This is a genomic window from Rheinheimera baltica DSM 14885, assembly GCF_000425345.1.
Lineage (GTDB): Bacteria > Pseudomonadota > Gammaproteobacteria > Enterobacterales > Alteromonadaceae > Alishewanella > Alishewanella baltica.
The window spans coordinates 31953-53701 of sequence record NZ_AUDG01000021.1; the positions used below are offsets into that span (position 1 = coordinate 31953).

The 21749-nt window shown below is 46.9% G+C and carries 19 protein-coding genes and 1 other RNA gene; 7 read left to right on the forward strand and 13 right to left on the reverse strand.

All coding sequences use genetic code 11. The annotated features are described in order from the left end of the window. Positions 1 to 4: 4 nt before the first annotated feature. The 7 genes from mraY to mraZ are packed head-to-tail and all read right to left on the reverse strand — an operon-like array spanning position 5 to position 7359. On the reverse strand, positions 5 to 1087 hold the full coding sequence (gene mraY, locus H595_RS0108800; protein ID WP_027670884.1) for a phospho-N-acetylmuramoyl-pentapeptide-transferase: 1083 nt from the start codon (positions 1085 to 1087) through the stop codon (positions 5 to 7). Beyond that, positions 1081 to 2457 carry a UDP-N-acetylmuramoyl-tripeptide--D-alanyl-D-alanine ligase gene (locus tag H595_RS0108805; protein WP_027670885.1) on the reverse strand — a complete coding sequence of 459 codons (1377 nt, stop codon included), beginning with the start codon at positions 2455 to 2457 and terminating at the stop codon, positions 1081 to 1083. The genes mraY and H595_RS0108805 overlap by 7 nt, the downstream gene beginning before the upstream one ends. After that, positions 2454 to 3911 carry a UDP-N-acetylmuramoyl-L-alanyl-D-glutamate--2,6-diaminopimelate ligase gene (locus H595_RS0108810; RefSeq protein WP_027670886.1) on the reverse strand — a complete coding sequence of 486 codons (1458 nt, stop codon included), beginning with the start codon at positions 3909 to 3911 and terminating at the stop codon, positions 2454 to 2456. The genes H595_RS0108805 and H595_RS0108810 overlap by 4 nt, the downstream gene beginning before the upstream one ends. Beyond that, positions 3901 to 5652: a penicillin-binding transpeptidase domain-containing protein gene (locus H595_RS0108815; RefSeq protein WP_027670887.1), complete on the reverse strand. Its 1752-nt coding sequence runs from the start codon at positions 5650 to 5652 to the stop codon at positions 3901 to 3903. Before H595_RS0108815 ends, H595_RS0108810 begins: the two co-directional genes overlap by 11 nt. Beyond that, on the reverse strand, positions 5649 to 5957 hold the full coding sequence (ftsL, locus tag H595_RS0108820; protein ID WP_027670888.1) for a cell division protein FtsL: 309 nt from the start codon (positions 5955 to 5957) through the stop codon (positions 5649 to 5651). Before ftsL ends, H595_RS0108815 begins: the two co-directional genes overlap by 4 nt. Next, entirely contained in the window at positions 5950 to 6894 is a 945-nt protein-coding gene (gene rsmH / locus H595_RS0108825; RefSeq protein ID WP_027670889.1) for a 16S rRNA (cytosine(1402)-N(4))-methyltransferase RsmH, read from the reverse strand. Before rsmH ends, ftsL begins: the two co-directional genes overlap by 8 nt. Further along, positions 6895 to 7359: a division/cell wall cluster transcriptional repressor MraZ gene (gene mraZ, locus H595_RS0108830; RefSeq protein WP_027670890.1), complete on the reverse strand. Its 465-nt coding sequence runs from the start codon at positions 7357 to 7359 to the stop codon at positions 6895 to 6897. It lies immediately after the preceding gene. Positions 7360 to 7730: 371 nt separating this feature from the next. On the opposite strand from mraZ, the gene H595_RS0108835 reads away from it, so the two are divergent. Then, positions 7731 to 8576 carry a MurR/RpiR family transcriptional regulator gene (locus H595_RS0108835; protein WP_027670891.1) on the forward strand — a complete coding sequence of 282 codons (846 nt, stop codon included), beginning with the start codon at positions 7731 to 7733 and terminating at the stop codon, positions 8574 to 8576. A 27-nt stretch (positions 8577 to 8603) separates the two neighbouring features. Here H595_RS0108835 and H595_RS0108840 read toward each other — a convergent pair whose 3' ends face one another. Both H595_RS0108840 and H595_RS0108845 read right to left on the reverse strand, forming a co-directional pair. Continuing rightward, positions 8604 to 9698: a dipeptide epimerase gene (locus tag H595_RS0108840; protein ID WP_027670892.1), complete on the reverse strand. Its 1095-nt coding sequence runs from the start codon at positions 9696 to 9698 to the stop codon at positions 8604 to 8606. Positions 9699 to 9709: 11 nt separating this feature from the next. Further along, on the reverse strand, positions 9710 to 11086 hold the full coding sequence (locus H595_RS0108845) for an SH3 domain-containing protein (RefSeq protein ID WP_027670893.1): 1377 nt from the start codon (positions 11084 to 11086) through the stop codon (positions 9710 to 9712). 284 nt (positions 11087 to 11370) lie between these two features. On the opposite strand from H595_RS0108845, the gene H595_RS0108850 reads away from it, so the two are divergent. Beyond that, complete coding sequence (locus H595_RS0108850) at positions 11371 to 14214, forward strand: TonB-dependent receptor (RefSeq protein ID WP_027670894.1); 2844 nt, start codon at positions 11371 to 11373, stop codon at positions 14212 to 14214. A 103-nt stretch (positions 14215 to 14317) separates the two neighbouring features. Here the strand turns inward: H595_RS0108850 and H595_RS21930 are convergent, their stop codons facing one another. After that, positions 14318 to 15559: a hypothetical protein gene (locus tag H595_RS21930; protein ID WP_037054217.1), complete on the reverse strand. Its 1242-nt coding sequence runs from the start codon at positions 15557 to 15559 to the stop codon at positions 14318 to 14320. Positions 15560 to 15642: 83 nt separating this feature from the next. Between H595_RS21930 and H595_RS0108860 the strand changes: the two genes are divergently transcribed. Next, positions 15643 to 16269, forward strand: a complete 627-nt coding sequence (locus H595_RS0108860) for a methylamine utilization protein (protein ID WP_051219805.1) — start codon at positions 15643 to 15645, stop codon at positions 16267 to 16269. A gap of 14 nt (positions 16270 to 16283) precedes the next feature. On the opposite strand, the gene rnpB is transcribed toward H595_RS0108860, so the two are convergent. Beyond that, an RNA gene (gene rnpB, locus H595_RS23455) (RNase P RNA component class A) lies at positions 16284 to 16656 on the reverse strand. A gap of 20 nt (positions 16657 to 16676) precedes the next feature. Then, positions 16677 to 17528: a 16S rRNA (cytidine(1402)-2'-O)-methyltransferase gene (gene rsmI / locus H595_RS0108865; RefSeq protein ID WP_027670896.1), complete on the reverse strand. Its 852-nt coding sequence runs from the start codon at positions 17526 to 17528 to the stop codon at positions 16677 to 16679. Positions 17529 to 17599: 71 nt separating this feature from the next. Here rsmI and H595_RS0108870 point away from each other — a divergent pair, with 71 nt between their 5' ends. The 4 genes from H595_RS0108870 to dolP are packed head-to-tail and all read left to right on the forward strand — an operon-like array spanning position 17600 to position 20976. Next, complete coding sequence (locus H595_RS0108870) at positions 17600 to 19447, forward strand: penicillin-binding protein activator (protein ID WP_027670897.1); 1848 nt, start codon at positions 17600 to 17602, stop codon at positions 19445 to 19447. Positions 19448 to 19453: 6 nt separating this feature from the next. Next, a complete protein-coding gene (locus H595_RS0108875; protein WP_027670898.1) occupies positions 19454 to 19801 on the forward strand; it encodes a YraN family protein in 348 nt (115 codons plus the stop codon). Between the two features lie 21 nt (positions 19802 to 19822). Then, a complete protein-coding gene (locus H595_RS0108880; protein WP_027670899.1) occupies positions 19823 to 20404 on the forward strand; it encodes an SIS domain-containing protein in 582 nt (193 codons plus the stop codon). Continuing rightward, complete coding sequence (gene dolP / locus H595_RS0108885; protein ID WP_027670900.1) at positions 20401 to 20976, forward strand: division/outer membrane stress-associated lipid-binding lipoprotein; 576 nt, start codon at positions 20401 to 20403, stop codon at positions 20974 to 20976. Before H595_RS0108880 ends, dolP begins: the two co-directional genes overlap by 4 nt. A 69-nt stretch (positions 20977 to 21045) precedes the next feature. On the opposite strand, the gene H595_RS0108890 is transcribed toward dolP, so the two are convergent. Then, a complete protein-coding gene (locus H595_RS0108890; protein ID WP_027670901.1) occupies positions 21046 to 21723 on the reverse strand; it encodes a DUF599 domain-containing protein in 678 nt (225 codons plus the stop codon). Positions 21724 to 21749 lie beyond the last annotated feature (26 nt).

The window sequence follows — 21749 nt, forward strand, 5'->3', positions numbered from 1 at the left end:
GTAATTATCTCAGCTTCAGGGTGGCTAGGCCAACCAGCACAAAGATGATCGATAAGATCCAAAAGCGCACGATAACACGTGGCTCCGGCCAACCTTTTAACTCATAGTGATGGTGAATGGGCGCCATGCGAAAAATACGCTGGCCGCGCAGTTTGTATGATCCCACTTGTAAAATCACCGACAGTGTTTCCATAACAAAAACACCGCCCATGATAAACAGCACGATTTCCTGACGCACCAGGATAGCAATTACACCCAGTACTGCTCCCAGAGCAAGTGAGCCAACATCGCCCATAAACACTTGCGCTGGATAAGTGTTAAACCAAAGGAAACCCAGCCCGGCACCAATCAGCGCCGCACACACCACTACCAGCTCACTGGCGTGGGGCAGATAAGGGATATTTAGGTAACCGGAAAAATTAACGTTACCGCTAACATAAGCAATTATGGCAAAAGCCGAGGCCACCATGATGGTTGGCACTATGGCTAAACCATCAAGACCATCGGTTAGGTTTACGGCATTGCTGGTACCCACAATAACGAAATAACTCAGAGCCAAAAATAGCAAGCCAAGTTGCGGCATAACGTCTTTTAAAAACGGCACCAGAAGGGCTGTTTCAGCAGGTCGTTCAGCAGTGAAATACAAAAACGCCGCCGTTATAATGGCAAAGAGCGACTGCCAGAAGTACTTCCAACGTGCAATTAAGCCCTTAGGATCTTTACGGATAACTTTACGGTAATCGTCTACAAAGCCTATCCAGCCGAAACTCACCAGAACAAACAGCACAACCCAAACATATTTATTTTCCAGGTTGGCCCAGAATAATGTGCTTAGCAACACTGAGCCTAAAATGAGTAAACCACCCATTGTTGGCGTGCCTTTTTTCGAGAAATGGCTTTCGGGGCCATCGCCACGCACTACCTGTCCAATTTGCATGCGCTGCAAGCGGGCAATTAATTTAGGGCCTAAATACAGGCTTAATAATAACGAGGTTAAAATACCCAGAATGGCGCGGAACGTCAGATAACTGAATACATTAAAAAAGCTGAAGTATTGGGTTAAATACTCGGCCAACCAAACTAGCATGGGCTACTCTCCTGCTGACAACTTTCTAGCAAGTCCTGTACTACTAATTCCATTTTCGCACTACGCGAGCCTTTCACTAGCAAGGTAACTTCCTGGTGCTCTGATACCAGTGGCAACAAACGCTGTAACAACGCCTGACGCGAACTGAAATGTGCCCCTTGTCCGTTAAACAAGTCACTGGCGCTCTGAGATAACACGCCGAGGGTGAACAACAGATTAATACCCGCTTTTTTTGCGTATAAACCAATTTCTTCGTGATAAACACGAGCGTCAGCACCCAGCTCAGCCATATCGCCAAGAACCAACACCTGATAACCAGCATAAGACGCTAACAAATCAATGGCCGCCTTAACTGACTCAACATTTGCATTGTAAGTGTCATCAATTAATCGTAAATGTGGGCTTACCATTCTAACGTTGGTTCGGCCTTTAACTGCCTGCATCTGTGCTAAACCCAGCTGAACATCTGATAAGCTAGCACCAACGGTAAGACACGCAGCAGCCGCCGCCAGAGCATTAGCAACATTGTGCTTGCCGGGAATCGTTAACTGAATAAATTTACGTCCTTTGGGGCTCACCAACTCAAAACCGGCGCAACCTGAGCCGTCTAGCGCAATATCCTCAGCGTAATAGTCTGTTGCAACGTTGGCAGAAAACTGCAATACCTGTTTACCCTCTAAGCGGCGTAACCAGTAGCCGCTATACTCACTCTCAGCCGGAATGATGGCAACACCTTCAGCGGAGACAGCATTAAATATTTCGCCTTTAGCCCGGGCGACACCATACACATCACCAAACCCTTCCAAATGTGATGGCGCAACATTGGTAATAATGGCCACATCCGGCTTAGCCAAGGAGGTAGTGTAAGCAATTTCTCCCTGGTGGTTAGCACCCAGCTCTAACACAGCAAAGTCGTGTTTTGCCGTCAATCTGAGGAGAGTAAGTGGTACACCGATGTCGTTATTAAAGTTGCCCTGCGTTGCCAACACCTGCCCCTGACGAACAAGAATGGCAGCGATCATTTCTTTTACTGTGGTTTTACCCGCGCTACCGGTTACGGCAATCGTTTTTGGTGCAAGTCGGGTTTTAATCGCACTCGCTAATTGTCCAAGTGCTAAGCGAGTATCTTTAACAATAATTTGCGGTATATCGACATCAACCGCATGCTCTACCACCACAGCATTGGCGCCTTTCGCTTTTACTTCAGCTACAAAAGCGCTGCCATCGAAATTAGGCCCTTTAAGCGCAATAAACAGATCATTTTCAGCAATTACACGGCTGTCAGTGCTAACGTTATTAATACTGACATTATGCCCGGTTAAGTTACCGTCCAATATTAAGGCAATTTCGGCGCAATTAAGCGGTATCATGCTGACATCTCCGTAATGAGTTGACGCAGATAGGCGCGCTCATCGTATTGCCGATGTTCAGCGCCAATAATTTGCACGGTTTCATGCCCTTTGCCTGCAATTAGCACAATATCACCCGGCTGCGCACTGATCAGCGCTAATTTAATGGCACGTTGACGATCGGGTTCAATGGTATAACTACCATCTGGGCTCATGCCTGACGCAATTTCGTCACAAATGGCAAGCACATCTTCACTGCGTGGATTGTCTGCAGTGATCACAACATGGTCTGCATACAACTCCGCAATCTGGCCCATAATTGGCCTTTTACCTCTGTCACGATCTCCACCACAGCCAAACACACACCAAAGGTGTTTTTTGCAATGCAACCGTAAAGACTGCAACGCTTGCTGCAACGCATCTGGCGTATGGGCGTAGTCAACAACAGCCATAAAATGCTGCGAAAACATGAACTTTTCCATGCGCCCAGGTACCGATTGCAAGTTACGGCTTGCTGCGACCAGCGTGGTTAAGTCGTATCCCAACACTAACATTGTGGTCATCGCTGCCAGTACATTTTGAATATTAAATTCACCCAGTAACGGCAGAGTGAAATTATACTCCGTGGTGTGGCTGCTCAGCTGTAATTGGTAGCCTGACTCTGTTGGCATGACATCCGAATACGCCAGAAAACGGCTAAAACCGTGACAATCTTCTGCTTTGCCATAAGCCCATACCGGTAATTCACTTTGCGCAGCCAATTTACAACCAAACGGGTCAGACACATTAACAACCGTTGCTCTGCAGTACTGTGGTGTGAATAACATTGCTTTTGCAGCGCCGTACTCTGCCATTGAGCCGTGATAATCCAAATGATCACGGGTCAGGTTGGTAAATACGGCAACATCGAACAGTAAACCGGCTACACGTTGCTGTACCAAAGCATGAGACGACACTTCCATCGCGACTAACTTGGTTTTATCAGTTGTGCAAAGCGCCAAAATACGTTGAATGTCTACATAATGCGGTGTGGTATTGGGAAGTGGCGTCAACGAACTGCAGTGGCCATATCCCAGTGTTCCAATTACCGCCGCTTTTTGTGCCAACTGCTCGGCCAGTTGATTTACAAAAAATGCGGTGCTTGATTTACCATTAGTCCCGGTAATTCCAACAAGCTGTAAATGACGCGCTGGTTGCTGATAAAAGCTGGCCGCCAACGCTGGCAGAAGCTGCATTAGATCAGGTACAACCAGCACTCTGGCGTCGTTATACTCACCCTCATCTGTGAGCACCAGCGCCGCGCCTTGCAACAGAGCTTGCGATATAAACTCTTTGCCATGGCTATGTATGCCGGGTAGGGCTAAAAACACATCATTGGCGCCCACTTTTCGACTATCCAGCTGCAATTGATTTAGCGAACAGTCGGGGGCCGCACTACCATATAATCCTAACCAGGCTTTACTGTTAACCGGCATGGCGATCTCCTGCAAGTGCGGAAACACGAGGCTGGCTTGCTGCGTCTGGTGTCAGATTCAACAGCTGTAACGTCGCACCCATAATGTTGGCAAATACTGGCGCCGCAATTTCGCCGCCATGATAAAAATCACCCGCAGGTTCGTTTATCACCACGACACAAGCAATTTTTGGATTTGAAATCGGCCCTACGCCAGCAAAAGATGCGACATAGTCCTCGCCATAGCCGCCTGCAATCGCCTTACGAGCTGTGCCTGTTTTACCGCCAACACGAAAGCCTTTTACCTGTCCTTTAGTTGCTGTGCCGCCAGGTAGAATATTCGCTTCCATCATCTCCAACATTGCAGCAGCATACTTTGCATCTAGCACCTGCTCAGCCGGGAATGACTCGTTATTTTTTAGAATGGTCAGCGGCATACTCTTTCCGCCATTGGCCATGGTGGCATAAACCCGGGCCAACTGCGCGGCGGTTACTGACAAGCCATAGCCAAAAGACAAAGTAGCCCGTTCATGATCTGACCAACGGTTGCGGTGGCTCAACATGCCGCTACTTTCGCCGTTTAAGCCAAGACCAGTGTCCACACCCAATCCCATGTTAGCGTACAGGCTTAACACATGCTCTACTGACATTGACAACACCAGTTTGCTTACGCCCACATTACTGGAGCGCTGAATAATACCTGTTAAATCAAGAACCTTATTGTTTACACCATCGCGTACCCAACTGCCTCCAACACGGATATACCCAGGATTAGTATCAACATGCGCATCTAATGACGTTGCACCAAATTCTAATGCACTAAGTACCGCCAACGGTTTCATCGTTGAGCCCGGTTCAAACGTATCGGTAATAGCCCGATTGCGAAATAAATAGGTGGGTGTGTTACCTCGGTTATTGGGGTTAAATGATGGGCTATTTACCATCGCCAGCACTTCACCTGTTTGTACATCAACCACCACTGCAGAGCCAGAGGTTGCGCCGTAAGACAATACGGCCTTTTTCAATTCACGGTAAGTCACCGTTTGAATACGTTGGTCAATGCTCAACTGTAAATTACCGGGTTCGCGTGCTTGTGCTCGTTCTAACACCTCTATTTCACGGCCTTTGGCGTCTTTACGAAATACTTTACGTCCGGCGGTGCCCGTTAAGAGCTCGTCATAACGCTTCTCAATGCCCTCTACGCCGACATCGTCAACATTAGTAAACCCAATAAGCTGTGCAGTAACTTCGCCAGCAGGATAGTAGCGACGCGATTCCTGGCGGAAGTATATGCCCGGTACTTTAAGTTTTTTGACGTATTCCACTACGGCTGGATTGACCTGGCGTTGCAGGTAAACAAACCGTCGCTGCGGATTATCGCCAATTTTGTCTAGCAGTTGTGCCGGCGTCATTTGCAAAATGTCAGCTAGTGCATACCAGCGTCGTTCATCTGTACTGGCGTGGCGCTCAATAACTACTTTAGGATCAGCCCAGATGGCTTCAACCGGAATACTAATCGCCAGCTCTTCACCGTTGCGGTCGGTAATCATGCCTCGCATTACGGTGTCAGCTTCTACCCTTAGGCTGCGCATGTCGCCCTGGCTAACCAGCATATCGGGCTCTACCACCTGCAACCAGGCAGCACGCACCACTAAGGCCGTAAATACGCCCGCCAGACTCAGCAACACAAAAGCAAAACGCCATCCCAGTACTGACGGCACCGTTCTGGCTTTTGCTTGAGGTACTTTCTTTTCCCTGTTCATGGTACAGTTACCGCGATATCACGCTCACCAGACGGGCGTAACATCTGTAAACGGTTGCGGGCGATATCTTCAACCCGACTATGCTCAGCCAACGCACGCTGCTCTAACACTAAATTGCGCCATTCAATATCTAACTGGTCGCGCTGCTGATATAACGTGTCTTGTGCAATAGTAAGCTGACGGTTTAAATGAGCGAAATGCACCACAATTAAAGCCGATACAACGCAGGCCAATAGCAGTAAAACCACCCAGCCATGCTGGCGCCAGTCTTGTGCAATGAGGCGGTGCAGGCTAATACTACTCATGGCTCTGCTTTTGCGCGATGCGAAGCACGGCACTGCGTGCTCGCGGGTTAGCCAATAGCTCTTGCTCTGACGGCATAATCGCTTTACCAATCAGTTTGAGCTCAGTACGTTGATTCATTTGTGCCGCAGTTAGCGGAATACCACGCGGTATTGGCTCACCTTTGGAGTAACGGCGCATAAATTGTTTTACGAGGCGATCCTCCAACGAGTGGAAGCTGATTACAACCAACCTGCCGCCTGGTTTTAACACCTGCATAGCGGCATGCAAAGCTTGGTTTACTTGCTCCAGCTCACTGTTAATATAAATACGAATAGCCTGGAAGCTGCGGGTGGCCGGGTGTTTTTTCTCTTTATTACTTTTTGGCACAGTGTCACTAATTAGCTTTGCTAACTGAGCGGTACGGGTTAAAGCCGTCTCGACACGGGCAGCAACTATGGCTTGCGCAATACGCCAGGCAAATTTCTCCTCACCATATTCACGCAAAACAAAACTGATATCCTCAACGTCGGCCTTGGCTAACCAATCTGCAGCACTCATACCTGAGCTGGGATCCATGCGCATGTCTAATGGACCATCGCGCATAAAACTAAAGCCTCGATCTGCGTCGTCAAGCTGTGGGGATGACACACCAAGATCAAGTAAAATACCGTCCAATGCACCGTTGATGTGCAGTTGTTCAGCAATCGTTGCCAGGGCGGCAAAGGGGCTGTGTGTGATATGAAAACGACTATCGGTTTTAAACATCTCGGCAGCAGCTATCGCGGTGGGGTCGCGATCTATAGCAAACAACCGGCCATTGGTACCCAGTAACGCCAATATGGCACGACTGTGGCCGCCACGGCCAAAAGTACCGTCCAAATAACAGCCGTCAGGCTTTATCGCTAAGCCTTCTAATGCTTCTTCGAGCAAAACTGAAATATGCGCCGATGCGTTCATTTACAGTATAAAATCCTGTAATCGATCTGATAGCTCCACTTCTCCGGCTTGAGCCTGTTCCAATGCAATATCTGCAGCTAGACGGTCATGCCAGGTTGTTTCGTCCCAGATTTCAAATTTGTTTAATTGGCCAACCAGACGGATACCTTTACTTAGGCCTGCGTGTTGACGCAGTAGTGCAGGCAATAATATACGCCCGCTTTTATCCATATCGCAGTCAGCAGCGTTGCCCAGTAGAACGCGTTGCAACCTGCGTTCTTGAGGGTTAAAACTGGATAAGCGTTTGAGTTTTTCTTCTATTTCTTCCCACTCAGCCAGCGGATATAACAATAAGCAGGGATCATGAATATCTACAGTACAAACCAGGTGCCCCTGACAATCAGACAGCAGAAATTCACGGTAGCGCGCGGGTAGCGCTAACCGTCCTTTCTCGTCCAGTGTCAACGTAAATGAGCCACGAAACATAAGCTTCCTGTGCGATAAAATTTAGCTTTAGTTTGTCGGTAATTCCAAAATGATCCACTATTACCCACAAATCCCCACAACGATACAGTTTAGGGTGCAGGTTTAGCCATTGTCAAGGTAAAAACTGATGGATTGATCGATTGCGAACACAGTAAAAATAAGCGCTGCAGCAAAGGTGATGATTTTGGTGGGAAAAAGTGGAGGCAGATCAAAAGCGATACAAAATAGCCCTGTTTTTATGTACAGCACTTAACTTTCTGCTGGTTTTTTCTGCACTAACTTGCCAACATGGAATAAATTATTCAATACTGAATACAAGCTTTAATAACAAATTATTGCTATTACCGCTAGCCGGTACAGGACTTTCATCAATGGTGTGTTTACTTAAAATCCGCGGCATGCTGCAACAAATGTCTGTGATTGAACGCAAGCTGGCAGATTTTATTCTGGATAACGCCAATTTGCTTCGCGACTATTCATCACAGCAGTTAGCAGATGCAGTGGGAACTAGTCAGTCCAGCGTGGTTAAGTTTTGCCAAAAACTGGGCTATAAGGGCTATCCTGATCTAAAGCTGGCCGTCAACGAAGCGGTGATTACGGCTTCAACATTGCAACGTGATAGCGCTGAACCCCGGCAAGTACAAAATAACTTAACTGCGATGGTTGAACAGCTGCAGTTTAGTTTGCAAAGCCACTTACGCGGTATTTTAGAAATTAACGCAGAAAAAACCTTGTTAGAGGTTGCGGATATGCTCGCTAAAGCAGACAACGTGTTACTGGCTGGCTATGGCAAATCGGGTATCGTGGCGCACGATATGCAGTTTAGATTACTGCAATTAGGCAAACTGGCGTTATTGCACAGCGACCCCGCAATCGCGTTGCAAATGGCGAGTATGTTAAGCCCGCAAAGCATTGTTTTACTCGTTTCTGAATCAGGACAGAATGCAGATTTGCTCAAACTGGCGCGTTACGCCAAGCAACGCCAAATTCCTGTTATAAGCCTGACCAGCTTCAAAACAAATGCCTTAAGCGTAGCAGCCGATCAGGCCTTGTTTGCCCTTAGTGGAGATGAGAATGTACGAATAAATCCAATATTGGTACAGTTGGCACAACAACATCTGTGTCATATTCTTTATCTGTTGCTTTGTCAGCAACAAAATAATGACCATCAATTGGAAGAAAACAGCAAGCTACTTAATATTTTGGCGCAGCCTTAGACTGCTTGAATTACGCTATTCACCTAATTAAGGTAACATTTCAAGGCCGTCAATTTCGGTGATACCCAATCCGGGTGCATCCTCAATAGTGATATCAGCATCATTAAATTTGACACTGCTTTTTACCGGATCAAACAGGCATAGTGACGGACCGTCTAAATCAATTTTCGTTATTACATCGGATTTAGCTACCGCCACATGTACCGCTGCAGCCACACTGATACTGCCTTCAAGCATACAACCGATCATGCACTGCATATCGTAGAATGAACAAATATCAGCAATCTTAATAGCATTGGCAATACCGCCGGTTTTCATCAGTTTAATATTGATGATGTCGGCTGCGCGCATTTTAATAAGGTCTATGACCTCTCTTGGGCCAAAACTACTTTCGTCAGCCATCACTGGCGTGTGTACCCGCTCGGTAATGTATTTCAAACCATCCAAGTCATAGGCTTTTACCGGTTGTTCAACTAGCTCTAACCGCACTCCGTCACTTTCTAACTTATGTAGTGCATACACTGCCTCTTTTGCACTCCAGCCTTGGTTTGCATCCAGCCGGATCAGTGCTTTGCCTTCCACCGCAGCGTAAATGGCTTTTACCCGCTCTATATCGACACCAATATCTTTGCCCACTTTTACTTTAAGTGTTTCAAACCCGCGTTCAATAGCGTCTAACGAATCGGCTACCATCTTGTCGATGTAATCAACGCTAATGGTAATATCAGTGGTAATTTTAGGCACGCCACCACCCAAGATTTTATAAAGTGGCGCATTAAACGACTGGGCAAACAAATCATAAACTGCCATCTCAACTGCCGCTTTAGCACTGTAGTTTTTCATAATACAACTTTGAATCAGGCGCACGATATAGTTCAGGCTTGCGACAGGCTGTCCAATCAGCTTGGGTTTTATTACAGTACGAATAGCTTCAATTATAGAACCATGAATGTCACCGGTAATCACCGCCGTAGCGGGCGCTGCGCCATAGCCAATATGACCGGTGTCGGTGATAACCATAACAACGACGTCCTCAATAGCATTAACCGTACGCAGTGCCGTTTTAAACGGCGTTTTTAATGGCACACGCAACATACCCAGTTTTATGTCAGTTATAATCATTGTGGCCTCGATTAACGCAGTGATTTAATAGCATAGAGCGCGTCTAAATATGACTGCTCAGCATTAGCATTTAATGGCAGTAATGGCGTAACAAAAACACCATTTAGCTTCCCACGATACACATCGCCATTCTGCTTTGGGTAAATAAGCGTATTTACGTCGTGGATCATAAACGGTTGGTCATCCAACCGGCCTAAATATAATGAGACATGACCGGGAAAATAGAATAGGTCACCAGGTTGCACATACTTTAGCGCCTCCCGCTTTTCAGCATGCTCGCTTTGTGCACTAAAACGGATATTTTGGCCATATGTTCCCATACCTTGTTCTGACGAATTGCGTGGCATCAACAGCCCCATGCTGCGAAAAATTTCGGAAATAAAGCCCGTGCAATCCCGGCCGTTGTAATCGTGCCCCCAACCGTAACGCTCACCTAAAAATTTAAATGCCTGCTTAATAATATTTTGCTCCGTGAACGGCAAATAGCCCTGCACAACATCTGCACTTAGTGGTATAAGAGCCGGCATAAACACCAGTTGGCCTGCAGCATTACGCTGCGGCAACTTGACAATGTAGCTAGCAGCGATGTTTTGACCATTGACCATCACACCGGTGTCTGACGCATTCAGTAATGGCAATCTTATACCCATATCAAATTGCAGTTCAGACACCTCAGGTTGCTCTGGCGTAAAACCCGTATGCACCTTGGCACCGGTGACAACTAAAAACGGTTGTTGCTCAGTGAACTCCAGTACCTGTTGCTTGTTACCAATAGCAATATCTGCCGTTTTCACCCAACCGGTATAGTTATAACTTCGTACGAAACGCCATTGTTTGTCACTACTGTGATGTAACACTGCCACTGCATCTGCTGGAAATAATGCCGTTTCTGCAAAACGATCTAAATCTTTATTTCCTTCTGCATTAAATACGCGGTCTTCAGTAGGAAAGGCACGTAACGCCGTACGTTTAACAATTAAGCCAAACTGGATCACGTTTTGTGCTTTTATCTCGTCCAGTGCGAGTAATCGCAGGTAAGCATGCCAATGCTTAGCGCTAAGTGCTGTACCATCTTCATAAAACCGGGTGCTAGACGGTTCAGCGCTAACTGTGCGGATAATTTTACGCAAATCCTCCTGACTGTAATGCGCCGGTAAATCAGCAAGCAACTGCATTTGGGGTTGTAGCGCAAAAGTTTGCTTATTACGCGCAGCTACTTGCTCTGAAGTGAGCAGCACTCTGTCGGCGTCGGGCAATGCTGCCAGCCAAAACTGGCTCTTTAAAAAGGTTTTTTGCAGCAACGGCACATCAGAACTAAACTGATTTGCAAACACCGTGCTCTGAGCAAAAGTGCAGCAACTGCACAATAACCACACTATTAACCTCATGCCCCCTCCTTCTGACGTTTATGTGTATCACTTTTCCTGTTTGGCTCTTCAGCCAAACTAACAAGTACAACATAAGGCAATAAATCAAAAATAGTGTCAAGGAATGAAATATTCCAAATTTTTTAAAAATTAAGCATAAATTATTTTCAAAAGGAAAGAAATATTGCTATGTTAATTTTGTGCAGAAAATAGACATGCTGTACACACTCTTAAGCGGGCAGACAGACCCGGGTAACGCAACGCCAGTATAAAAACAGAACAATGCAACTCCAGGAGAGAAAGTGATGAAGTTGAATAAGCTCGTCCAAGCACTAGCCCTTGCAGGCTTAAGCACACAAGTATTTGCCCAAGAGACAACTCAGCAAACCGACACCTCTGAAGCTGACGTCAAAGTTGAACGGATCCGGGTAACAGGTTCCAGTATTAAACGAACAGCACTCGAAGGTGATTTGCCCATTACGGTATTTAGCCGCGCAGACATTAACGCAGCAGGTATTACGTCTGCTGAACAATTGCTATTACAAATGAACATTGCAGGTAACTCGTCTGATAACCTAGCCAGCAATGGTGGCATTGTATCTGAAGAGCAACGCGGGAATAACGGTGTGTCTGGTGCCAACCTGCGTGGGCAGGGATCTGATGCCACACTGGTATTACTAAATGGTCGCCGTGTTGCGACTCATGGCTTGAAGGGTCGTTCAGTAGATTTAAACTCTATACCGTTTGCCGCATTGGAAAGGGTTGAAGTATTACGAGATGGTGCCTCGGCAGTGTACGGTACCGATGCTATCGGCGGCGTTATCAACTTTATCACCAAGAAAGATTATACCGGTGCCGAAGCGTCGGCTTTCGTCGATCATACCGAAGCTGGTGGTGGCAATATCTTCCGTACTAATGTGTTATTTGGTACCGGTGACATTAATAAAGATGGTTGGAACGTATTCGGCACTCTGTCTTACAAAAAAAATGAAGTATTAGCGGGTAATGATCGAGACTTTTCTACCACCTTCCAGCCTAACCGCGGTCTGTCACCCGATACTAGAGGAACACCTTTTGCTACGGTATTTAATCGTGGTTCTTCTCAAGCCAATTTAATTGGTACCGGCTTAATTGACCCGCTTGATGGACAATCTGTTACCGCCATTAATATTCTGGATTTACCAGGCGCAGCGGGTTGTGAAACCGGTGGCGATTTAATGGGGCCTTACGATCATAAACTTTGGAGTTCTGAATCGTCACGCTATGCCTGTGCTTATGATTATCCGGCAGCAGCCCGTATCCAACAGCCACAAGAAAGCATCGACTTTATCGGTCGTGCCACATTTAAATTGGCTGAATCTCATATGGCAACGCTGGAGTTTGTTGCATCACAAGTCGATGTGAGTAAAGCCTTTGAACCGAATCAAATTTCGCCAGGTTCAACCTTTGGCCCCGATGCTTGGTATCCTAGTACCGGTGAGTCTTATGACGCTATTTATAATGCATTGTCCGGTTACTTTGGCGCAGATCAGCTTAACTACGGTGAACGCATAGCTTACCGTTGGCGCTGTATAGCATGTGGCCCGCGTGAAATAGATACCTCAACAAAGGCATATCGTTTTCTAGCGGCTTTCGAAGGCATAATAGCCGACTGGGATTACAACATTGGTATTTCACGCGCATCCAGCGAGTCTGATTCAACCTTGGGTACCGGTTATCATTACACTGCAGAGTTGCAGCAAGTTCTGGGCAGTGGCCTAATTAATCCTTTCTTGCTACCAGGGCAAAGCCAGTCTGCAGCAGGTATGGCTGCATTAGAAGGCGCGTCAGCATACGGTGTTAAATTGTATGGCGGTGAGTCTATCATGACACAGATAGACGCCACTTTTTCTCGTGAGCTGAATTTCAGCCTGCCCGGTGGCAACATCATGATGGCAGCCGGTGTAGATCTTCGCCGTGAAGAGTTTAAATTTAACGGTGATGAACGCGCTGAACTGAGACCAGTCTTTAATGCCCCGTTTGATAATGCTAACGTTTTAGACAAAGTAAGCCGCGACATCAAAGCAGTGTTTGCCGAAGTATACTTCCCGATATTAGATAATTTAGATGTCACCTTAGCCAGTCGATATGACAAATACGATGGTTTTGGTAGCAGCACTAATCCTAAATTATCGTTTAGTTATCGCCCAATCGAGGAATTAATGTTCCGTGGTGCCTTTAGTACTGGCTTTAAGGTGCCGTCGTTTAATCAACTGTTCAATGGTGTAACGGAATCACAGTACACCGGTTTAGATCTGGCAGACCCAGCTACTTGTCCGGGGGGCGTTGCGGATGAAAATATTGCTGGCTGCGAGCGTATTCAACCAGTAGAAATTTTCGGTGGTAAAGAAGACCTTTCACCGGAGGAGTCTGAGCAGAAGAGCTTTGGATTTGTGGTGGTTCCGGTTGATTACTTCAATATCAGTATCGACTGGTGGGAAATTGAACGCACTGACACTATTCGTTCAGCACCGCGTGACGTATTGATTGAAAACTATGACTTGTTTACAGCGAACTGGATCCGCAATGGGCAAGGCGACATCGTGGCGATAGACCGTCGTTATATCAACTCGGGGGGTACTTTAACTCGCGGTATTGAACTTGACGCTAACTTAACCGGGGAACTCGCCGGTGGAGCGTGGAAGTTAAACCTAAACGGTAGCTATATAGACACCTTTAAAAGTAAAGGTATCGATAGCTTACCATACAGTGAAAATCTGGTTGGTGAGTATGTACGCTATTACAACCTACCAATTAAATGGAAGCACACGCTCAACTTTAGCTATGCTCATGGCGATTGGAGCCACAGCCTAACGCAACTGTACCGTGATGGTTATAACGATGAGCTACCAGTAAGTGTGCGTAATGAAAGCTATGTGCCATCTGGCTGGGATCCTAAAGTAGATACCTATGTCACCTATAACTACAGCGTTACCTACAAAGGTATCGACGATTTGAGCATGACCTTTGGTATTAAAAACTTATTTGATGAAGACCCACCATTTACCGCACACCAAAACGATTTTGCTGCGGGAGCAGGATGGGAACCTCGTATAGCAGATCCACGTGGACGCGCTTATACCTTGTTAGTTGAATATAAGTTTATGTAACAAACATTACCCGTTTAGCGTTTACTGAACGGGTAATGCTGCGTCATGGATGACCTCAAACTCAAGCTGTTCCTGGTCTTTAGCCCGCTTTGCGCGGGCTTTTTTATTGCCAACGCCACGTAAGCACTAATTTTGTCAACGACTGCCGTTGCTTTGCAGGCCAGAGCCATTGCTGCTGACGATTCTGCTGCTCGCTATTTAGCCGTACATGTTCCAGTGCAACATTAAGGTGGTCATTAACACTATAACCAAGCGCCAGCAGCATCGCCTGGCCGTTACCGCTATTGTTGTCAGTGGGAATATTGTCCTTGTCATCCACGTTAAAATCATCATATCGCACGGTCGCATTAAGTGCGCCATGCTGCCAATGTGCCAGTAAAAACCAGGCGGTAAAATCGGCAGCTACCACACTTGGCCCCATTAACGTATCGCCTTGTAACCACTGCCCAACGAGTTGCCAGTCGTCATTAATCACATGTTGTATTGCGACACTGCTAAAACGAGTGCGCCAGGCATATTGCTGGTGCCGAAACACTAGCGGATCGCCCTTGTTATCATAATAGTAGGCTCTAACACGCGTTTGCTGCAGATGTTCCCAATGCAGCCCCACATAATAGCCGGTGCGGTGGTCTAACTCTCGGGTGGGTTCAACCCAAGCAGGTTGTAATGTCAGAGGATCAACTTGAAAACTGGGGTATCTGGCAAAGTTAACCCGCTCGCCCAAACCGGTCTGTAAATTGTGCAATGCAAAGCCGCGCCAGGCTAAAATGGTTCCAGCCGGATCATTACCCTGAAACGCGCCAAGCACGGCGGTCCAACTATGGTTGGCGTTAAAAAAACGTCCAGGCCGGCTTATACTCAGCTCACCGCCACGCGCCCGAACTTCTTCCGCCACCCAACTATTAATGGCAGAAAAGGTACTGCTGTAAGGTGATGTCCATGCGGTATCGGTATTTTCCAATGACAATTGTGGATAAAAGTACCCCAGCCTCCCCCGTAAACGATAGCCCGCCACCGGCAATGGCGCCCAGTTTAACCAGGCTTCAGTTACCGATGCTCCAGCTTCTGGCTTAGCATGCCACTGCGCATGCACTCGCGCAGAAAATGCACTGTCTGTTAGCGCATCAATAGCGACATATTGCGGCCCCAAACCGATTGCCTGTTCAGCATAATCAAGCTGTCCGGTGCCACGGTTAAACCAGGTTTTGTTTACGAGCTCATTAGGTTCCGTTTGTGAAAGATACGCCTCACCTTTAGCACTAATCATTAACTCAACGGCTGCAGCACCGTATAACGGTAGACAACAAAACAAAGCACATATGCAGCGAGTATTGGGTTTTATCATCGACAACCTCTTGGATGTTTTCGGTGCTTTTATGCAACGAATGTACTATCGTGAAGCATTATTCAGCAACTACAAGCCTAACTATGCAAAAGTTAATAACACTTATCCTGTTTTTATTTTCTTGGCATGTCGCTGCAGCAACACTGCATATAAAGGTTATTGATGCAGAGCAAAAACCATTACCTTATACGGTGATAGAGCTGATAAACAATCAATATCCTGCTGTGCCAGAGCCGGCTGGCGCGCAGGTGATTCAACAAGACTTAAACTTCCAGCCTTTTGTTAGTCTTGTGCCGCAAGGAACCTTAGTTGAATTTCCAAATTTAGACAAAACCCGACACCATGTTTATTCTTTCTCCAAAACCAAAGCTTTTGAACTGCGTTTATATGCAGGCAAGCCAGAAGCGCCGGTATTGTTTGATCAAGCAGGTGTGGTAACACTGGGCTGTAACATTCACGATAATATGCTGGCATACATTTACGTTAGTCACAGCCGGTTTAGTGTCATGACAGATGCCAATGGCGAAGCGCATTTTAACGATATACCCGAAGCAGATTTTCAGCTCGCAGTATGGCATCCGTGGCAGAAACAACCACAGTTACCACAAGACATAAGCATTAGAGCAGGAGAGCAGCAAAAAGACATTATGCTGAATATAACCCAGCAAGCCTTACCAAAAGCGCCCAAAAAAGGCTTTGGCGACTATTAAGTCACTGATATAAAAGTGTGAGCCGGCCGTTAAGCCGGGTTCTGTGCTCTGTTGCCAGAGTGACAATCATTCCTCTAGGACTTAAGTCACCTTAAGCCTCAAGCAATCTACCCGCCCCCAACGCGGGCCGCGCCAAAGGGGGCCTATTTGATCTTGCTCCGGGTGGAGTTTACCGTGCCACGAACTGTTGCCAGCCGTGCGGTGCGCTCTTACCGCACCCTTTCACCCTTACCTGATCCCGAACTTGCGTACGGGCCATCGGCGGTTTGCTCTCTGTTGCACTGGTCGTAGGCTCACGCCCCCCAGGCGTTACCTGGCACCCTGCCCTGTGGAGCCCGGACTTTCCTCCCCCTGTTTTCACAGGCAGCGATTGTCTTGGCCGACTCACGGCGGCGATTATACCGGTTTTATTCCGTTTCACCAGCCCATTGCAAGCCCAGTTTGTACAAGGCGTTCTTTTTCATACCATGAATGTCAGCGGTCAGCGCAGCGGCTTTTTTCAGCGGCAACTCGGCTAACAGCAGTTTAAGTGTCGTTTGCGCAGCATCACTGATTTCGCTGTCGGCTTTGGGTGTTGGTGCAATCATCAGCACCATTTCGCCCTGACATCGCTGTGGGTCTTGTTCCAGCCAAGCCGTTATCTGCGCTGCGGTACCGTATTCCAAATGTTCAAAGGTTTTAGTCAGTTCTTTGGCCAGCACCAGCTCGCGATCGTTGCCAAATACTGCGGTGACATCCTGCAAGGTGTCTTTAATACGCCGCGCGGTATCGTAACAAATTATGGTGCCAACGCCTGCAGGCACATCGGCCAGCTGATTCTGTCGCTGTTGGCTCTTCGGCAATAAAAAACCAATAAAGTGAAATTTGTCAGTGGGTAGACCAGCGGCACACAGTGCGGTAATTAACGCGCAAGGTCCGGGGATAGGTATTACACGAACTCCCGCCTCTCTGCACTGGCGAACTAAACTGTAACCTGGGTCACTTATAAGCGGCGTACCGGCATCCGACACCAGGGCCACATGCTCGCCAGCCTGACATTTTAGAATAATGCTGGCTGCACGTTGTTTTTCGTTATGGTCGTGCAGGGCAATAGTCTTGGCACTAATACCAAGATGCGACAGCAAGCGCCCGGTATGGCGGGTGTCTTCAGCTGCTATCCAATCAACTTGCTTTAAGGTGTTGATTGCGCGCTGGCTAATATCATCCAGATTGCCTATTGGCGTAGCCACTACATATAAAAAACCGTTATCTTTTGCCATTTCGTGATTAATGTACGCTATTTAATTGAGCTTAACCGGCAGTCTCAGTAAGATAAGACCATTGTTTCGCTATGGTACTGTGCATTGTGACTTCCAGCAAATTAAAGCCCGTGTTATTTATCTGCCTTGGCGGCCTTCTGACCAGTTGCGCTCAGGGGCCGGTCAAACCGCCGTTAACTGAGAACCTCCCAGTTACTTCAGCAGCAACACCACAACCACAGCAGTTGTCAGCGAGGGAAATGTATCAACTGGCAGGCAATTATCAACAGGTATCTCAGCAAGAACATTTAATTAAAACTGCCCGACAAGCGCTAATTGATGAAGATTACCTGCTAGCACTGGCAATTACTGAAAATTTAAAGCACAGCAACCATAAGCCTATTGTTCAGCAAAATACCCTATTGCTGCTAAAAGCTTACCTGGCGACAAACCAGCAACAAAGTCTGTCATTGCTACTAGAAAATACCGATACAGAAAATGTTCCCGTCGCGGACAAAGCGGAGTTTTTATGGTTGATTAGCCAGCAGCACAGTAACCAGTTACGCTATTTAGCAGCGTGTCGCACGTTGTTGCAGTTAGAACAACAGCAGGATGCGTTGCTGCTTTACCCACAGTATCCGGATCTATTGTGGCAAAACCTATCTGCCCTCAGTGACAGTCAGTTGGAAACCTTAGCTACTGATGCAAGTTATAATACTGCTGCCTGGTTAAGCTTAGCGCAGTTAAGTAGGCGTCATATAGGCCAGCCCGAGGCATTACAACAAGCTTTCGCTGACTGGCAGCGTCGCTATCCTACTTTACCCGCGCTTGAGCACTTACCGGCTGGAGTGCAACAACTTATCCACTTAAAACCTTATCAACCTCAACGTGTTGCCGTTGTTTTGCCACTTAGCGGTCAGTTCAGGCCTCATGCGCAAGCTCTGCAATACGGTATTTTAGCTGCGGCCACAAATCAGGGTATTGCCAATCTGGTGTTTATTGACAGCCAACAAAGCGCCGTTGAAATTCAGCAGCAAATTAGTCAGGCACAGGCTGAATTTGTTATCGGCCCTTTGCTAAAAGAGCAGGTAGACAGTATTAGTCAGTTGACTGACTGGAACTGGCCAACGTTGTTTTTAAATAATAAAGACAGCAACTATGATTCGAAACCAGAACACTTTTATTTCGCGTTAAGCATGGATGATGAAGCCGCACAAATGGCTCAGTTGTTTAGTCAAAAAAACTACCAACGCCCAGTGGTAATAAGTGCGGCTAGCAACGTTAGCTTGCGCATGCAGCAGCGTTTTACCGCGCAGTGGCAACAATTAGGCAATACGGCAGTAGAACAACACCAATTTAGCAGTAAAGAAGAGCTGGAAAACTTGATTAGCCGCTTACTGGAAACCGACCGCAGCCGCGAAAGGGTGACACAAATCAGCAATTTAATGCCGCAAAAGCTTGAAGCAGACCCGCACAGCCGGTTGGACATTGATGCTATTTATTTAATTGCTGATCCGGTACAGACTCAATTATTTAAACCTTTTATCGATGTGTCGGTTAGTGAAACTGCGCCCAGACTTCCTGTCTACGCCAGCTCGCGCAGCCACAGCACCGGCTTAGATACAACAGACCAACGTGACCTCAACGGTCTGACATTTACAGAAATGCCCTGGATGCTGGGGGAGAGAAGCAGTAGCGTACTGCGCCAACAATATCAGCAACTATTTCCGGAACAAGACGAAGCCCTGCAGCGATTATTTGCCATGGGCTATGATGCCTACCAATTGATTGGTAGCCTACGACAGCAACAGCAACTACCTGCGACGGTGTTTTCCGGCTTAACGGGGCAATTACGTCTTAACAACAATGGCAGCATAGTGCGCCAACTAAGTTGGGCAAGTTATCGTAATAACCGCTTACGGCCGCTGCAGGAACCCTAACAGGTAATGAATACGCTAGGCCAACTTTACGAGCAGCTAGCGCTGGACTATTTACAGCGTCAGGGCCTGACTTTGCTGCAGCAGAACTTTCGTTGCAAGGCAGGCGAAATTGACTTGGTTATGCAAGACGGTGTCTGCCTGGTGTTTGTAGAAGTAAAATACCGTGCAAGCAACGCGTTTGGTGGCGCTGCAGCAGCGGTAACGGTAAGTAAACAACAAAAATTATTACGTGCCAGTCGTTGGTATTTACAACAGCACAAATTAACAGAGCAGGCCTGTAGGCTTGATGTTATCGCCATAGAAGGTCAAGCACCTTATCAGTATCATTGGATAAAAAATGCCATTACTCAATAGCACAACAAGCAGGATAACCTGATGCAAGAACATATTCGCCAGCTTTTTAGCGAAAATATTCAAACCATGATCGCAGCCGGAGAAAGCCTGTCAGGACCACTTGAAAATGCCGCCTTCGTTATAGTTAATAACCTGGTTAGCGGTGGCAAAGTCATTTGTTGTGGTGATGGCGCTACACATGCATTAGCATGCCATTTCTCTCAGCTTCTGTTAGATCAATTTGAAACAGAACGCCCCTGCCTGCCGGCTATAGCATTGCAACAACATAACAACAGCCTGCAGCACAGTCATCAGCTGGATTATCTGGCGCGACAAATTAAAGCCATCGGTAATAGCAATGATGTATTGTTGGTCGTTTCCATCACAGGAAGTGAACCCAGTTTAATTAAAGCGGTCGAAGCTGCATTAACCAACGACATGAAAGTTATTGCGTTAACCGTGGATGGTAGTGGCGAACTGTCTGGGCTACTAAACCAACAAGACGTTGAATTAAAAGTGCCGGCTCATCGGCGGGCACGCATTTTTGAATGTTATACCTTTTTACTTCACAGCTTATGTGAGCTAATTGATATGACCCTATTTCCGCAACAAGGAGAGCTATGAATACCGTAAAGCTGCTTTGCGCCTGCACACTGCTGGCATTGTTACAAGGTTGTGCTGCGGCAGTGGTAGCCGGTGGCGCCACAGCTATGACAGCAGCAAACGACAGGCGCACTCTGGGTGCCCAAATTGATGACAAAAACGTGGTATTAAAGGCGCAAAGAGCACTGGCTGATAACCCAACAACAGCCGAAGGCAGCAACATCAATGTAACCAGTTACAATGGTGTTATCTTGCTAACAGGCCAAACAACTAGCGAGCAAACCCGACAGCAAGCTCAAGTGGTGCTAAGTGGAATTGATGGCGTGCGTGATGTGCAAAACCAAATTAGATTGGGTAACAATACCGCAATGACCACCCGCACCCGAGATGGCTGGATATCGACTAAAGTAAAAAGTCAGCTGTTAGCCGATGAACAGGTAAGTGGTTTAAATATTAAAGTCGTCACAGAAAATGCAGAAGTCTTTCTACTCGGTATTGTCACCGCACAAGAAGCGGCGAAAGCCGTCGATATTGCCCGACATGTTGATGGCGTATCGCGGGTGATAAAAGCCTTTGAAATAAAACAGAACTAAGCGCAACAGCCGCATAAAGCAAGGTCGCAAACAGCCAGGTTTTGTGCGGCAAAACCCAGCAATTTTTAACTAGCATTCTTTTAATGCTTTTAACACTTTAGAATGAAACTCACGTTGTTTCATTACCAACATAACCAATACTGATGCCACCATGAATAAAATGGGATCAATGAACCAGGCTAACGCTGACAGTGAAAAGTAAATAGCGCGCAAGCCGTAATTAAACGAGTGTCCCGCCTGATCAATCACTTTGGCCGCCCGATTGGCATACAGTTGTTGCTCTTCAGCAGCCATTGCCCGTCCGTCTGGCGCCGCACCAATTAACACGCCGCAAAAGCCATACTGGCGCAATGACCAGGTAAACTGAAAGAAAGCAAATACAAATATAAAAGTCAGTAGCAACAGTTTTAGTTGTATTGCGCCCTCTGAATAGCTGGCCCAAGGCACCAAATTAGTTAACATGACACTCAGTTTATCTGCAGACGCCATTGCAGTAAGTAAACCAGCGAGGATTAGCAGGGTACTTGAGGCAAAAAAAGTTACATTGCGCTCCAAGGTAGAAATAAGCCCCACATCAGCCATTTTATTGTCACGCAGTAACATGTTCTGCATCCAGTCGTTACGCTTGCGGCGCAATTCAAACGAGAGACAACTGACCGATTTTGCCCGATGCTTGGCAAACAAGGTATAGCCGACCCACAACCCAAAAAACCAGATAACAGCTATAAAATCTATGATATTAGCCATTACATATCTCCTCGACATTCATAATA

Bases quoted from the DNA above. Each gene is read 5' to 3' on its own strand.
- H595_RS0108880 (WP_027670899.1), top strand. From the start codon at position 19,823: ATGCAAGAACATATTCGCCAGCTTTTTAGCGAAAATATTCAAACCATG.
- H595_RS0108890 (WP_027670901.1), bottom strand. From the start codon at position 21,723: ATGGCTAATATCATAGATTTTATAGCTGTTATCTGGTTTTTTGGGTTG.
- H595_RS0108860 (WP_051219805.1), top strand. From the start codon at position 15,643: ATGCAAAAGTTAATAACACTTATCCTGTTTTTATTTTCTTGGCATGTC.
- mraZ (WP_027670890.1), bottom strand. From the start codon at position 7,359: ATGTTTCGTGGCTCATTTACGTTGACACTGGACGAGAAAGGACGGTTA.
- H595_RS0108845 (WP_027670893.1), bottom strand. From the start codon at position 11,086: ATGAGGTTAATAGTGTGGTTATTGTGCAGTTGCTGCACTTTTGCTCAG.
- H595_RS21930 (WP_037054217.1), bottom strand. From the start codon at position 15,559: ATGATAAAACCCAATACTCGCTGCATATGTGCTTTGTTTTGTTGTCTA.
- H595_RS0108875 (WP_027670898.1), top strand. From the start codon at position 19,454: ATGAATACGCTAGGCCAACTTTACGAGCAGCTAGCGCTGGACTATTTA.
- H595_RS0108810 (WP_027670886.1), bottom strand. From the start codon at position 3,911: ATGCCGGTTAACAGTAAAGCCTGGTTAGGATTATATGGTAGTGCGGCC.
- H595_RS0108850 (WP_027670894.1), top strand. From the start codon at position 11,371: ATGAAGTTGAATAAGCTCGTCCAAGCACTAGCCCTTGCAGGCTTAAGC.
- H595_RS0108815 (WP_027670887.1), bottom strand. From the start codon at position 5,652: ATGAACAGGGAAAAGAAAGTACCTCAAGCAAAAGCCAGAACGGTGCCG.
- dolP (WP_027670900.1), top strand. From the start codon at position 20,401: ATGAATACCGTAAAGCTGCTTTGCGCCTGCACACTGCTGGCATTGTTA.
- rsmH (WP_027670889.1), bottom strand. From the start codon at position 6,894: ATGAACGCATCGGCGCATATTTCAGTTTTGCTCGAAGAAGCATTAGAA.
- H595_RS0108870 (WP_027670897.1), top strand. From the start codon at position 17,600: ATGGTACTGTGCATTGTGACTTCCAGCAAATTAAAGCCCGTGTTATTT.
- H595_RS0108840 (WP_027670892.1), bottom strand. From the start codon at position 9,698: ATGATTATAACTGACATAAAACTGGGTATGTTGCGTGTGCCATTAAAA.
- ftsL (WP_027670888.1), bottom strand. From the start codon at position 5,957: ATGAGTAGTATTAGCCTGCACCGCCTCATTGCACAAGACTGGCGCCAG.
- H595_RS0108805 (WP_027670885.1), bottom strand. From the start codon at position 2,457: ATGATACCGCTTAATTGCGCCGAAATTGCCTTAATATTGGACGGTAAC.
- mraY (WP_027670884.1), bottom strand. From the start codon at position 1,087: ATGCTAGTTTGGTTGGCCGAGTATTTAACCCAATACTTCAGCTTTTTT.
- rsmI (WP_027670896.1), bottom strand. From the start codon at position 17,528: ATGGCAAAAGATAACGGTTTTTTATATGTAGTGGCTACGCCAATAGGC.
- H595_RS0108835 (WP_027670891.1), top strand. From the start codon at position 7,731: ATGGTGTGTTTACTTAAAATCCGCGGCATGCTGCAACAAATGTCTGTG.